General features: G+C 63.0%; 12 protein-coding genes. 4 read left to right on the forward strand and 8 right to left on the reverse strand.

Annotated features, from left to right (window positions below):
- Positions 1–176, forward strand: a 176-nt coding sequence (locus HP499_RS12045; RefSeq protein WP_172324293.1) for an aldo/keto reductase, incomplete at its 5' end; no start/stop codon positions are given.
- A gap of 2 nt (positions 177–178) precedes the next feature.
- Here HP499_RS12045 and rfbA read toward each other — a convergent pair.
- Positions 179–1045, reverse strand: a complete 867-nt coding sequence (rfbA, locus tag HP499_RS12050; RefSeq protein ID WP_172324294.1) for a glucose-1-phosphate thymidylyltransferase RfbA — start codon at positions 1043–1045, stop codon at positions 179–181.
- 53 nt (positions 1046–1098) lie between these two features.
- Between rfbA and rfbB the strand changes: the two genes are divergently transcribed.
- The 3 genes from rfbB to HP499_RS12065 all read left to right on the forward strand — a co-directional run bounded on the left by rfbB (position 1099) and on the right by HP499_RS12065 (position 6537).
- Entirely contained in the window at positions 1099–2097 is a 999-nt protein-coding gene (gene rfbB / locus HP499_RS12055) for a dTDP-glucose 4,6-dehydratase (RefSeq protein ID WP_172324295.1), read from the forward strand.
- A 3-nt stretch (positions 2098–2100) separates the two neighbouring features.
- Positions 2101–3510 carry a bifunctional dTDP-4-dehydrorhamnose 3,5-epimerase family protein/NAD(P)-dependent oxidoreductase gene (locus HP499_RS12060; protein ID WP_172324296.1) on the forward strand — a complete coding sequence of 470 codons (1410 nt, stop codon included), beginning with the start codon at positions 2101–2103 and terminating at the stop codon, positions 3508–3510.
- A gap of 189 nt (positions 3511–3699) precedes the next feature.
- Positions 3700–6537: a WecB/TagA/CpsF family glycosyltransferase gene (locus HP499_RS12065; protein ID WP_253951543.1), complete on the forward strand. Its 2838-nt coding sequence runs from the start codon at positions 3700–3702 to the stop codon at positions 6535–6537.
- Here HP499_RS12065 and HP499_RS12070 read toward each other — a convergent pair whose 3' ends face one another.
- The 7 genes from HP499_RS12070 to HP499_RS12100 form a co-directional block, all read right to left on the reverse strand.
- On the reverse strand, positions 6538–7878 hold the full coding sequence (locus tag HP499_RS12070) for a hypothetical protein (protein WP_253951544.1): 1341 nt from the start codon (positions 7876–7878) through the stop codon (positions 6538–6540).
- Positions 7875–9116, reverse strand: a complete 1242-nt coding sequence (gene epsE / locus HP499_RS12075; RefSeq protein ID WP_172324297.1) for an exopolysaccharide biosynthesis GT4 family glycosyltransferase EpsE — start codon at positions 9114–9116, stop codon at positions 7875–7877. The genes HP499_RS12070 and epsE overlap by 4 nt, the downstream gene beginning before the upstream one ends.
- Positions 9117–9136: 20 nt before the next feature.
- Positions 9137–9976: a chain-length determining protein gene (locus HP499_RS12080; RefSeq protein ID WP_253951545.1), complete on the reverse strand. Its 840-nt coding sequence runs from the start codon at positions 9974–9976 to the stop codon at positions 9137–9139.
- The gene (locus tag HP499_RS12085) at positions 9964–11412 is read right to left on the reverse strand and encodes an O-antigen ligase (protein WP_172324298.1); all 1449 of its coding nucleotides are present in this window, start codon (positions 11410–11412) and stop codon (positions 9964–9966) included. The genes HP499_RS12080 and HP499_RS12085 overlap by 13 nt, the downstream gene beginning before the upstream one ends.
- Positions 11409–12650: a glycosyltransferase family 4 protein gene (locus HP499_RS12090; protein WP_172324299.1), complete on the reverse strand. Its 1242-nt coding sequence runs from the start codon at positions 12648–12650 to the stop codon at positions 11409–11411. The genes HP499_RS12085 and HP499_RS12090 overlap by 4 nt, the downstream gene beginning before the upstream one ends.
- Positions 12647–13582 (reverse strand): DUF6492 family protein, encoded by a 936-nt coding sequence (locus HP499_RS12095; RefSeq protein WP_253951546.1) that lies wholly within the window; start codon positions 13580–13582, stop codon positions 12647–12649. Before HP499_RS12095 ends, HP499_RS12090 begins: the two co-directional genes overlap by 4 nt.
- The coding region (locus HP499_RS12100; RefSeq protein ID WP_172324300.1) for a polysaccharide biosynthesis C-terminal domain-containing protein at positions 13579–14186 on the reverse strand (608 nt) is incomplete at its 5' end. The genes HP499_RS12100 and HP499_RS12095, both read right to left, overlap by 4 nt.

Here is a 14186-nt window from a genome sequence, read left to right on the forward strand (position 1 = left end):
GCCTGGGGCGCTCACCCCTGGACGTGTCCCTAAGCTGGCTGCTGTCCCGGCCCGGTGTGGCAACGGCGATTGTCGGCGCCAGAAACGCGGTACAGCTCAAAGAGCTCCTGGACGCCCAATTGACAGTGCTGCCGGCCGAGATCGGACGCGCCTTGGAAGACGTTTCCGCAGCCTAGTCCTACCGGCGGTCCAGGATGTCCAGCAGGTAGCTGCCGTATCCGCTCTTGGCCAGCTTGGCAGCCTGTTGGCGAAGTTCGTCGTCGTTCAGGTAGCCCATCCGCCACGCCACCTCTTCAGGCGCACCGATCTTCAAACCCTGCCGGTTCTCCGTGGTGCGAACATAGTTCGACGCATCGTTCAGGTCGCTGAAGGTGCCGGTGTCCAACCATGCTGTGCCGCGGGGAAACTTCTGCACGTGCAGTTGCCCCAGTTCCATGTAGTTCCGGTTGATGTCCGTGATCTCAAGTTCCCCGCGCGGTGAAGGTTTTAGGTCCTTTGCCATGGCAACGACGTTGTTGTCGTAGAAGTACAAGCCGGGGACGGCGTAGTTGCTTTTGGGGAAGGCCGGCTTCTCTTCGATGGACACCGCCAGGCCGTCGTCGTCGAATTCCACCACACCGTAGGCCGACGGGTCCTTGACCCAGTACCCGAAGATGGCCCCGCCGTCGACGTTCACATAGTGGCGCAACTGGTTGCCCATGCCGGGCCCGTTGAAGATGTTGTCCCCGAGGATCAGGGCCACCTTGCCGCTTCCAATGTGCTGCTCCCCCAGGATGAACGCCTGGGCCAGCCCGTCCGGCGTCGGCTGTTCCGCGTACGTGAGGTTGATCCCAAACTGTGAGCCGTCGCCCAGGAGCCGCTGGAACTGGGCGGCATCGCCGGGAGTGGTGATGATCAGGACATCCCGGATCCCGGCGAGCATCAGTGTGCACAGCGGGTAATAGATCATGGGTTTATCGAACACCGGAACCAACTGCTTGCTGATTCCGAGCGTGATGGGATGAAGCCTTGAACCCGTCCCACCTGCAAGAATAATTCCTCGCAAACCTGCCGTCCTCACCTGTGCCCAGTCCCGCCGCGGACGGCTACTCTAGGGCCATGCAGAGAATCCTTGTCACCGGCGGGGCCGGATTCATCGGATGCAACTTTGTCCACTACATCATGGGGCACACCGGCCTGCATGTCACGGTCTTGGATAAATTGACCTACGCAGGCAACATCGGATCCTTGGCCGGTTTGCCCCCTGAGCGCTTCTCTTTCGTTCAGGGCGACATTTGTGATGCTGCGGTAGTGGAGCCCCTGACTGCCGACGTGGACGCTGTGGTGCATTTTGCCGCCGAATCCCACAACGACAACTCGCTGGAAGAACCGCGGCCGTTCCTGGACACCAACCTGCTGGGAACTTTCACCCTGATCGAAGCCGCACGGAAGCATGGCACCCGCTTCCATCACATCTCCACGGACGAGGTCTATGGCGACCTTGCCCTGGATGAACCGGGCAGGTTCACCGAAGAATCCGTCTACCGGCCCACCAGCCCGTACTCTGCCACGAAAGCTGGCTCGGACCTGCTGGTGCGGGCATGGGTCAGGTCCTTCGGGCTCAAGGCAACCATCAGCAATTGCTCCAACAACTACGGTCCCTACCAGCACGTTGAGAAGTTCATTCCCCGTCAGATCACCAACATCCTGGAAGGGTCCCGGCCCCGCCTCTACGGCAATGGTCGCAACGTCCGGGACTGGATCCATGTGGAGGACCATTCATCGGCTGTGGTGGCCATCCTTGAGGGTGGCCGTGTGGGCGAAACCTACCTGATCGGGGCCGACGGAGAACGGTCCAACCAGGAAGTGGTGGAAAAGCTGCTGTCCATCACGGGGCTGCCCACCAACGCCTACGATCTGGTGACTGACCGCCCCGGCCATGACCTCCGGTACGCCATCGATTCCAGCAAGCTGCGCCGGGAACTCGGATGGTCGCCCCGATACTCGGATTTCGACGCCGGCCTGGCCGACACCGTTCAGTGGTACAGGGACAACGAAGACTGGTGGCGGCCACAGAAAGCGTCGACCGAATCCAAATACGCCGGTCAAGGCCACTAAGCCATGGAGCCGGCACAGGGTCTGCGCTCACGGACGACGACAATCCCCGGACTGGTGCTTTTTGAGTTGCCAATTCATGGAGATGACCGCGGATGGTTCAAGGAAAACTGGCATCGGGAGAAGATGCTGGAGTGGGGGCTTCCGGATTTCGGGCCGGTGCAAAACAACATCTCGTTCAATGCCGCGCGTGGGACCACCCGGGGAATCCATGCCGAACCGTGGGACAAGTTCATTTCAGTGGCAACGGGCAAAATCTTCGGTGCCTGGGTGGACCTGCGCGAGGGCCCCGGCTTCGGAACGATGTTCTGCGCGGAAATGACGGCCAAGGACGCGGTGTACGTTCCCCGGGGTGTTGGCAACGCCTTCCAAACGCTGGAGGACGACACCGTGTACACCTATCTGGTCAACGATCATTGGAGTGCGGAGGCGCAGAAGGACTACACCTTCCTCAACGCTGCCGACGCCCACGCCGCCGTTCCTTGGCCGATTCCCCTGGCCCGGGCTGTCCTGTCGCCGCAGGATAAGAACCATCCGCGGCTGCCGGACGTCAAGCCCATGCAACCGCGGCGAACGCTGGTGCTCGGAGCGGATGGGCAACTCGGCAAAGCCCTGCGGAGGGCGTATGCCGGCCTGGACAGCGTTGAATTTGCCGGCCGTGCAGACCTGGATCTCACGTCAACGCAATGGTCTGCGGCACGGGATTGGCGGAAGTACTCCACCATCATCAACGCAGCGGCCTTTACAGGGGTTGACGCCGCGGAGACCAGGGAAGGCCGCGCAGCCGCCTGGGCCATCAACGCAACCGCCGTGGCCGGCTTGGCGAGAACCGCCGTCGAGCATTCACTGACGCTGGTCCATGTCTCCAGCGACTACGTCTTCGACGGAACCGAAGACGTTCACCGGGAAGACGAAACTCCGACGCCACTGGGGGTCTACGGCCAAAGCAAAGCGGCCGGGGATGCAGCCGTGGCCGCAGTGCCGCGGCATTACATCGTGCGGACCAGCTGGGTAGTGGGTGGGGGTCGAAACTTTGTTCGAACAATGGCCGCACTTGCCAGGCAGGGGGCGTCGCCGGCGGTGGTCGATGACCAGTGGGGCAGGCTGAGCTTTGCCGCCGACATCGCCGCCGCCATCCGCCATTTGGTAGATACGCAGGCCCCGTACGGCACGTACAACGTCAGCAACAGCGGTGAAGCGGCATCCTGGGCAGGCATTGCCCGGGAGGTATTCCGGCATTACGGGGCGGACCCCGGACGGGTGAAGAATGTCAGTACCGCAGACTATGCCAAGCCCGGGACCGCCCCGCGGCCCCGCAGCAGCGTCCTTGACCTTTCAAAAATCAGGGCCGCCGGATTTGACCCGGCTCCAACACACCTGCGCCTGAGCGAGTATTTGGACGGTTTGGAAACCTAGCGGCCACCGGGAAAAAGGCCTACAGTGGCCGTACGGCAGCCCATGTGAGGCAGGGCCGGGAGACAACTCAAGTGAACATGTTCGATGGGCAACTCCGGTTGCCCGCGGCGATCCAGGCAGTGCAGCAGCGTGGATCGCCGGCTCAATTGTTGTGTCCTGAGTTGGACCCTGAAGCCTGGAGAGCCGAGAATGCTGCTGCCGAAGATTGCGCCCCGATACGGCGCACTCCCCCGCCCGGGTTCTGCCCTGCAGGTGAACAGCAGCGCGATGCTGTTCACCACGCATGAGCGCCGTTCCAGCGAAGAACAGTGGGTGAACCTGGGAGGCGCCCTGGTCAAACTGATGGGCTTCCAGCCGGCTATGGAGCTGATCATCGACCGCGCAGTGGCCGGCGGCCTGAAACCGTTGGGCATTTGTTCGGCAAACCTTGACCACCTCCGCCATTTCGGTGCAGGGAGCCGGTGGCAGGGAACGTTGGACCAGCCTGCCCCGGTGGAATGGTTGACGCTGCTCGATGGTGCGCCGTTGGTCACCGAAGCGGCGAGGATCACGGGCCGGGCTTGGCCAAGGCTGGCCGGCAGCGACATGGTGGGACCTTTGCTGGATGAGGCCGAACGCCGGGGTCTCCGTGTGGGTTTCCTGGGTGGAAGCGGGCAGGCCCATGAGCTAATCCGGAACAGGTTTGCCCGGGAACGCCCCGGTTTGAAGGTGGCGGGCTGGTGGGCGCCTGAGCGCCCGGTCCTCAATGATGTGGACTCCTCCCGGCGTTTGGCCGCTGACATCGCCGGCAACGCCGTGGACCTCCTTGTGGTGGGCTTGGGCAAACCCCGGCAAGAGCTGTGGATTGCCGAGTACGGGCCCTTGACGGGGGCCAAGGTCTTGCTGGCCTTCGGTGCGGTTGTTGATTTCCTGGCCGGCAGGATCATGCGGGCTCCTGCGTGGGTCAGCAGCCATTCACTGGAATGGGCATGGCGGCTGATGCTCGAACCGCGGCGGCTGGCGCGCCGGTACCTTCTGGAAGGACCGGGGGCTTACCTCACGCTGCGCACGTCCAGCAGCGCGGCTGTGCCGGTGCCAGTGCCAGCCCCGGCCGTGCACGGACCGGCAGTAGCGGTGCCGGTGCCAGCGTCAGGTCCGGGGACGGTCCCGCTTTTGAGTGCAACGACAATTCCCGGCACCCCGGAGGACGGGCCCAGCCGTGCTCCGGGGCTGTTCGTCCCGGCCGGGGCCAGGGCCGACGTCGCCGTACTGGTGGTGACGTACAACAATGCCGACGACGTCGCGAGGCTGATTGCCGGCTTACGGGAAGAAACGGCGGAACAGTCCATCAGGGTTGTGGTGGCGGACAACTCCCCCGATGACCTCACTATGGCCGAGGTGAAGCGGCATCCGGACGTCGTAGCGGTGCCTACCGGAGGAAACCTCGGGTACGCCGGCGGCATCAATGCCGCCATGCGTGTAGCCGGAGATGCGGACGCGTACCTGATCCTCAACCCGGACTTGCGGGTGGAGCGAGGTGCGGTAGAAGGGCTGCGTCGAAGGATGGCCTTGTCCAACGCCGGGGTGGTGGTTCCGGTCCTGCTGGATGACGATGGCACCGTGTACCCGTCGTTGCGCCGAGAGCCGGGCCTTCTGCGAGCGCTGGGGGATGCTGCGCTGGGTGGCCGGGTACAGGGCAGGCCGGGGTGGTTGTCCGAGATGGACTTTGATTCGGAGAGTTACCTTCATGCGCACCGCGTTGAGTGGGCCACGGGGGCGGCGTTGCTGATCAGTGCTGATACCGCCAGGGCGGTGGGTGGCTGGGATGAGCAGTTCTTCCTGTACTCGGAGGAGACGGACTATTGCCGGAGGGTGCGTGACTCGGGCCGTTCGATTTGGTTTGAGCCGCTGGCGCGGATGTGGCATGAGCGTGGCGGTTCCGGGAGTTCGCCTCAGTTGACGGCGTTGATGTCGGTGAATCGTGTCCGGTACGCGGCGAAGTATGGTGGCCGGGGCGCGGTGGCCGCGTTTACGGCGGTGGCGTTGGTTGCGGAGCTTCTCCGGCTCCACAAGCCTGGGCATCGGGAGGCCGCCTTGGCTTTGGTCGACCACAGGCGGCGGAGGGCGTTGCCGCAGGCAACCAGGGGTGTCTCCATTGCGGGGACGGATCCCCTTGCTGGAATGGCTCCGGCTACCGGGGCGGATCCCCTTGCCGGAATGGCTCCGCCTGCCGGGACGGTGATCATACCTGCCCACAATGAGGCGTCCGTTATCGGTAGGACGCTGCGGTCCTTGGAGGAAGTGCTTGCTTGGGGCACTGTGGAGGTCCTTGTGGCCTGCAACGGGTGCACGGATGGGACGGAGGACGTTGCTGCAGGGTTTCCTGGGGTCCGGGTCCTTCAGGTGGAGGCGGCGTCAAAAGCGGCTGCGTTGAATGCGGCGGACCAGGAAGCAAGGCTGTGGCCCCGCCTTTACCTTGATGCGGACATAGAGGTCAGTACGGAGGCGGTTGATGCTGTCTTGGTATCGCTTGCAAGCGGTCTGGTGCTGGCTGCGCGGCCGGCTTTCCGTTATGAGACGGCCGGGGCGTCGCCCTTGGTGCGTTCCTACTACCGGGCGCGGGCGAGGATCCCTTCCACTGCGCAGGGTCTTTGGGGTGCGGGGGCTTATGCCCTGGGCAGGGTGGGGCATGAGCGTCTGGGCAGCTTCCCGGCGTTGACGGGCGATGACTACTACGTTGATCGGCTTTTCAGTGGGCTGGAGAAGGCTGTGCTGCCTACCGCGCCTGTGGTGGTGAGGACTCCACGGACGCGCTCTGCCCTGTTGGCTGTGCTCCGCCGGGGTTACCGTGGCAATGCCGAACAGGACGGGCAGGAGTCCGGAGCGTCGACGTCCCGGACTCTCCGGGAGCTGCTGGGCTCGATCACCGGGCCGTTTTCGGCGATTGACGCCATGGTCTACGGTGCCTTCGCCGTGGCCGGCCGCCGTCGTCCGCTGTTGGAGCGCAAGGCGGCACACGGCTGGGAGCGGGACGAGACCAGCCGGTAGTCAGAAGCCGCAGCTCCCGCCGCCTTCGATGCGGTAGAGGTGGACGGCGTTGCCGTCGGCGAAAGTGTCGGTGAAGGTGCCCTCGACCACCGGGATGGTGCGGTTTTCGTCAATCACGACGGCGGTGCTGCCGCCGCATTGGAGGCGGAAGCTTGCCGGACCTCCGGTGTTCTTGTTGGCCCCGGCGAACACGTAGACCTTTCCGTCATGGAGTTTGGTGGTGACATCCACCGGACCTGCTGCGGTGGTGGCGCCGTCGAGGAAGGGGGCGTTCAGTACTGGGGCGAGTGTGGTGATTTGGTGGTTGACGGCGGTAAGTGTGGGCACGATATTCCGGCCGCAGTCCCTTATTACGTGTTGGGTGACGCACTCACCGCCGAAATTGTGGTTGAAATAGATGATTCCCCTGGCACCGTGGATGAGGCTGCTCCACACGGCGGCCCTGAGTTCGGGGCCGGTGATGGTGGTGGTGTTGGGGACATCCCCTGACGGGTGGCCGTTCTCCACGAACGCCCATACAGGAATTCCGGCGCCGGGGTCCTGGAGTTTTCGCAGTCTGTCGATCGTCCAGCCGTAGTTGGCGGCGAGCCGGCATTCCTCACGGGTCAGGTCCCTCGTGTATCCGATGATCGCACCGCCTTCGCCTTTGCCGCAGATGTTGGGATCGGTAAACCAGTAGTTGTCGGCGGAAACCACATCCTGGACTCCCCGGATGAATCCGTGCGCTTCCTCGTCGGATTCCCAAAAGGTGACGCCCTTGCCGTAGTTGGAATAGAGCAGGGCGCCCTGTGGCGCGGTCGCGCGCCGTTCCTTTTGAATGGTGTACCCGCACGGTGTGCCGGCAGGGAAACACGGCGCACCTTCACCGGGGTATTTCCCTGTCCAACGGGCATCCCCCGGTCCGGCCCACATGTCCACTTCATCGCTGAGGACGAATCCGGCAGCAGCGTCATGCCTGAAAGTGGGCAGCGCGTACATGCCGGCGTCCTTGATCAACTGGACGTCTGAGTTCCCCGTCAGTTCAACGTAGGTGTTCAGGCCTGCCGCAGCGTCCATGGCAGTGTTGCCTCGATCCAGGACGCTTTCGAGCCACACGCCGATAGGAAAGAAGGATGGGTCTGTGGGGAGGCTGTTGGTGAATTTGCCGTAGTAGTCCGGGCCTCCGTCCACCTCCCTCAGGACCGGGGAGGAAGTCGGGATGGCGGGGCGGCTATTGGAGGTTTCGGGAGCCAGGGACGCCGGGGTACCCGGCGGCGGGCTTGAACCGACGACGGCGATCAGGCTGACTGCCGCGATGGCGAGCGTTGAGCCGGCCCAGAGGCCCAGTGTTCTTCCCTTCATCGTGTGCCTCCCGTCTGGATGCGAGCGGCCAGGATACGTGCGCTCTTGGCGACGTCGAAAGATTCGGCCAGGGTTCTCCGTGCCCGCTGTCCCATGGATGTGGAGATCGAGGGGTGGTGGAGAGTGTGAAGGATTGCATCTGCGAGGGTTTCCGGGCTTCCCGGGGCCACCAAAGTACCCGATTGTCCGGTGGTGATCAGGTCCGGGACACCGCCTGCTGATGTTGCCACTATGGGAAGTTCCATGGCCATGGCTTCCATGATGGCCACGCCCAGGGGTTCCTGGTGGCTGGCCAGGGTGAAGACATGTGCTTTATCGAGCTCTTCCTTGATCCGGGCTTCGGAGACGGCGCCCAGGAGTCTTACCCGGTGGGTTAGATCCAGTTCCTTGATGATGTTCTCCACTGTTCCCCTGTAACCTCTGCCTCCGAGCTCGTCCTCGCCGGCGATGGTCAACTGCACATCTATTCCGGTGTTGGCGATGATGCGGACCGCTGCGAGGAGTTCCGCGTAGCCTTTGCTGGGGTTGAGGCGGCCGCAGCAGAACAGCCGTGCCGTTCCGATGCCATCCCAGGGAATGTAGAGGCTGGTGCGCCTGAAGGTGGGCAGTTCCACACCCATGGGTGCCACGCTGAGGTCCGCAGGCATGATGCCTTCCAGTTGTTCCCGCACTTCAGTCAGCAGCCGCTCAGTGATGGCGATGGAGAACTTGGCGTTGATCCATTTCTGATGCTGGTTTGGTCCGTAGTCACTGAGGGGCCCATGGAGGGTCAGGCTGTAGGTGATTCCAGACAGCAAATGGGCGAACAGCGCAGCTTGGGCGGCGTGGGCGCACGAATGGACATGGATGTGTGACCAGCCCCTGGCTTGTGCGTGCCGGGCAAGGGCGGCTCCTGCCCAAAACAGTCCGGCCGTTCGAAGGACGTCTGGAATTTGCGCCGTGGTACCGGTGGTGCGGCGCAACAACCCGGACGCCGCTGCAAGGGCGTCCATATGCCCCAGTCCGGCGAGGGCGGATGTAGCTGTGCCCCCGATATCCGCCATGCGTGGTGGGGTGAGGTAATGGATTTCGGGTAGATGGTTCCCGGCCCAGGGAGGAATGGCGCCCTCCTGCTTTGGGCGTCGGGTGGAAACGGGCTCCGGTTGATGGCCGAGGTCGACCAGTGCTTTGAGTTCACGCCAGAAGAATGCGTGCGTTTGACCCGGGAACTCCGGTACCAGGTAGCCGAATCTGGTCATTGCTGCATCTTCCCTTGCCGTTATCGGCTGTTCGTTGGTTGTACGGGGGCGGTGCTTCTCCTGTTTTCCCGGGGTTGCAGCTGGGGGTGGAGGCCTACGAGGATTTCGGAAGGCGGCAGCGCGTTGTTGTCGTTGATTGCGTCCTTGCCTGGAAGGACCATGGAGGAGGTAGTAGTTTCGGTGCTGCCGCGGTCCCTGCGTTTGCTGGAATCGTCCTTCGGTTTCCTTCCGCGGTTCCTGGAAGCCTCCACGGCACGAGCCAGTGAAACCGAGCCAAGGGTGAGAACGAGACCGGCAACGACCACAACTATGACCGACCTCAACCTGCTGGAAAATTGCTCCGTGGCTTTCCCGGGCGAGGCTACGGCGAGCGCCGTGAACAGGTACCTGTCGGAGGCTCCGTTGACGGTCTGGATGGTCCGAAGGTCTTGTTCCAGGCGCTCCCCCAGTGCTTTGGCTGTATTGATGGCCTGTGCTTTGTCATCTGAGATTCCGGAGATGTCGATCAGGAAGGCATCCGAGGGCCGTTCCACTTTGTAGTCGGTGCTCAGGCCTTGTGCGGCCAGGAGATCGCCGGTGGCAACATCGTTCAACCGGGTCACGGCAACCTGGGCCACGAGGGAGGTATCGGCGGACCGCAAGTAGGGATTGTCGCTGTTGAGCAAGCCCAGGGCCGGATCCTTTTCGATTTGCTCCGAGGTTGGTACTTGCGGGGTGACGATGGCGAAGGTTGTCCGGGCTTCGTAGGTTCGTGGGGCGTAGGAGAACATGTATACCGCCGCCACGGCCGTCAGTAACAGGACGGGGAGTACGAAGACTTTGTATCTCCACAGGGTTTTGAGGACGGCTACGGGGTCCATGGTTCCTCCTTGGGGAGTAGTTGCTTGGTGCTCTCTGGTGACTCGTTTTTGTTGTCCTGCGCGGCATGTTCTTTATGGAGGCCCAGTTCCTGGCGGACCATGTTCCAGGTTCCGCCGGCCAGTCCAACGATGAAGGGATAGGTGAGGGCGAAGACCGGGAAGGACATGGAGTCGAAGGTCAGGGAGCAGATGGCGGCCACGATTCCTGCCGCAGCGATCGCCCCCGCCAGGCAGCGCAGTGCCGGGAGGCGCGAAGCCCGGGCTGCGAGGAGGGCGGACAGGCCCGGAAAAGTCAGGTAGGCGATCAAACCCACCAGTCCCACCAGTCCGATGGTGACAGTTGCATTCAGGTATTGGTTGTCAAGGATGTGTATTGCGTTCGTTGGCATGTAGTTTCCCGGGCCGACACCGAACAGGGGATGCTCCTGGACCATGGCAGCGACCCGCGGATAGTTGTTGGTCCGGGTCGTGATGGAGGGATCGCTGTCTCCGGCTGTCAGGGAGGATGCCAAGGTGCCGACCAAGCCGGGTACGCCAAGGAACAGGGCGGCAACAATGACAGGGGCGGCAACAAAGGCCCAACGCCGTGCCAACCGGGGCAGGAACGGCAGGAACACTGCCATCCCAGCCAAGAGGCCCAGGATCCCCGACCGTGAGACTGTGGAGGCGATGGCGAAGACCAAAAGCGCTGTGATGGTCCAGTGCACCCACTTTTTGCCTCGGGGGTCATACAGGCTCCTCCATATGGACAGTGGGAGGAGCATGGCGCAGATAACGGCCATCTCGATGGAATGGAAAGTGCTGCCGGAGACCCGCATCAGCGAGCCTCGTATCTGGAACGTTGTGTTTCCCCCGTTGTTGGTGAACCCCGGCATAGCCATTTGCAGCCATTGCATGGGATCAACCCGAAAGAAGAATTGAACTGCGGCCACCACGCAGCAGAATGCCGCTCCGGCCAATAGGGCCCGGGTCAAGGCCATGGCAGCGTTCAAGGTCCTGACGGCCTCTGCAGTGACGAGTATGATTCCTGCACTGGCCAGCAGGAGAATCAGCCATCGGTCAGCGGCTGCGCGTGCAGGGCTTTCGCTGCCCCCTGTGTAGCCGGAGTACATGGCCGCATAGGAAGCACAGGTCCCTACCCAGAGGAGGACGAAGCCCATCCGCCCGGGGTGCCGGGTATCCAAAGGGTTGGTCAATCCAAACAGGACCGAACACATCCACACGGCCAACAGCAGCAGTGCGATCAACAGCGGCACCGTCCCTACGGCTCCCAGCGGTTTCAGGACCATGTTGGAGGGAAAGAAAAAGATTCCGAAGGCGGCGAACTTCAACAGCAAGGGCACGTGCGGACCCGCCGATGATCGGCCGGCAGCGAGGTCATCCAGCACGGGAGGTGATGGGCGCCGGAGGCTTGGGAGGGTCCTTGAAATCTTCATGGCAGCCCCGGGCTTCCCGGTTCCCTGGCACAGGCCGATTCAAGGATCGTGGCGAAGTTTTCGCAGGAAACCGACCAGTCCAGCCGCCGACGCTGCGCGATCGCCGTGGCCCGTGCGGAAATATCGGGTGCCTCCACAGCTTGTGCAAGTGCTTCTGCCAGCTTGCGGGGCGAGGCAGGTGCCCACAGAACATCGGGGTCCCTCATCACCTGCGCCGCGAAGGACGATTCATTGAGCACCGGTACGTTGCCTGAGGCCAGCAGTTCTTCTGGCACGAGCGAAATGTTGGTAAAGGAGATTGCCAACCCCGCGATGGTGCGGTTGTAGAGATCGTTCAGTGCTGCCGGGCTGAGGTTTCCATGGTTGGTCACCGGGATGGACCACCCCGTGATCTTGTCTCCGTAAACGTGTATTTCCTGCTCCGGATGCAACGTGTGGAAGTGCTCCAACGCCAGTTTGGCCAAAAGGTAGCCGCGTCGATCCACTGCACGCTTGGCGTAGTAGACCACCCCTTGGCGGGAAGCGCGGCTCTCTGGCCTGTCCAGGAGGCGGTAGGTAGCTGTGTCGCAGGCGAACGGGACCGTGGCGTCGGGAGCCTGCCCGGTTTCTGCCTTCATCACGGCGGCGATCATCTCTCCGAGGCCGATGGTGGTGAATCCCAGTCTGTAGCTGTCCTCTGCCAGCCAATACAACGTGCCGCGGGGATAGAAGTAGGGCTCGTAATCCTGGATGAAGTAGAAGCTGTGAAGGTCCGGACCCCGCCGGGCGGCTGCCGCGTACGCGGTTGGCCATGAACTGGCGACCACCGCGTCCATACCTTCGAAGCCGTCGGCCACACTCCGAATCCGGGCGTTGACTTCAGGCCAGTATTGCCGGATGACGGAGGTATGCCGGGACACGTCGTCGTTGTTGCGATCGTAAAGGAAGAGCGTGCATCGATGGCCACGCTCGGCCAAGGCCTGCACCATGCGGAAAAACGTGGTGTGGCCTCCGGAACCGGGCCCAGGCGGTGTGCAGACCCAGCCGACGTCAAGGCTGCCCGTTCTTGGACGGGCACCGGCGGCCGCACGTCGCCTGTGCAGGTCCACGATGTCCTCAGGACGAACAGGAAGCGTGGGCTCCGCCCAGGCAAGGTTTTCCAGCGCTTTGACAGCTGTCCTTTGCAACACCTTGGTGGCGACCGAACCCCAGCCATCGTGCCTCGCCTGGCTGATGACCCTTCCTGCAAGGCCTCTCACCGCGCATCCCCCCTTTCATGGCCAAGGGAGGCGTGGCGGAACGAATGAAGTGCCTGCCTGCGCACCTCCAGGGATATCCCCGCTTTGGCGGAGAGCATCAACAAGCTCTTGTCCTGGGGCGCCTCGCGCAGGAGATGCTCGATCTCATCCTGGCCAAGGGGTACTTCGGCGGAGTGGACGATCGCCTGCATTTCGCTGACGCTGGCCTCCGGGCCACCGGCAACTTCATCGACATAGAGGCCGTAGAGCATCATTTCAGAGAAGTGCAGCTGCCCGCCGATGGCGGTGGACCAATCCCGGCACGTGACGTCCTCGACGTGCCCGAGCATGTCCCTCACTACCGAAGGCTCCCACAAGCATGGCCAGCAAATGTAGTCGGCCAAGTCGCCGTCCGGAGGAGGCGCAAGGCCCAGCAGCCGCCGGGCCGAGACATGCCAGAGCCTGTGCCCGGGAAGGGTCGCGTCAACGGCCCCTGGTGCTCGGTAAAGGGGAATGCGTCCGTTCCGGCGGAACGTATCAAGGTTTGTATGGCGAATGAGCACACTATCGGAGTCCAGGAGTAGGGCACCGGCGACATCCAGCCGTGCCACAACAGCCAGTTTGATGATCTGCTGGGCGATCCACCCGCGGACCGGTGGCCAAGGGCGGGCTGCATTGATCCAAACGTTGTAACCCGGGGACCTGAAAAACGAGGCCGGAAGGAAGTCCCGCGCTGCGTGCACTGCTGTCCGGGGCCCGCGCAGGCCGCTGAAGGCAGGAAAATCGCGGTCCGGCACCACGATGTGGTGCACCACGCCGGGATCAGTCATCTCAAGCACTGAGTTGTTGAGGTCCCCGCACAACTCACGATCCGGCAAATAGCTCGGAGTCACCACTGCCAGCTCCCCGCTGCCCAAGGTGCCCCGATTCGTGGCCCGGTGCTTCCCCATCATGCCGGCCCTTCCATTTCATGCGCCCGCACAGGAAGGGATGGCCCTTGCCCGAGCAAGCCACGCACTGTCCCCGCCAGTTGTTTCCCCTGCCGGAACGTCAGCAGCACATAAACGGCTGCGCCCAGCAAACTTCCCAGCACAACCGCCATCCACGGTTCCGTGATGCCCATCGTGGCAAGCCGGGCCGCATATCCGGCCGCTATTGCCGCCACTAGAGGAGCGATACTTCCACGCACCAAATCCCAAGCCCGGACACCCAACACGGAGCTCAGAACCTTGAGGTACAACGGGATGACAACCAGGCAGGCGGCAGCAGCATGCGCCATTCCTGCCCCCGCTATCCCCCACTGCCGGATCGAGAAATAAAGGGCCGGTACCAGGACTGCGAGCCACGCCACTTGAACCCAGAACAGCCACGCTGTCCGGCCCGCCCCGACGGAAAGGTCAGCGAACAGTTCAACCAGAATCCTCGCCGCCCCGAAGACCCCCAAAGTTGCCAAGGCGACCGACGCCGGCTCCCACCTGGAACCAAAAATGGCCAGGACCAGTGGGTGGGCCAAACCAACAACCAGCGCCGAAATCGGAAAAGCGACGTAGGCAACCC

It is taken from the genome of Paenarthrobacter sp. CM16, assembly GCF_013179505.1.
Lineage (GTDB): Bacteria > Actinomycetota > Actinomycetes > Actinomycetales > Micrococcaceae > Arthrobacter.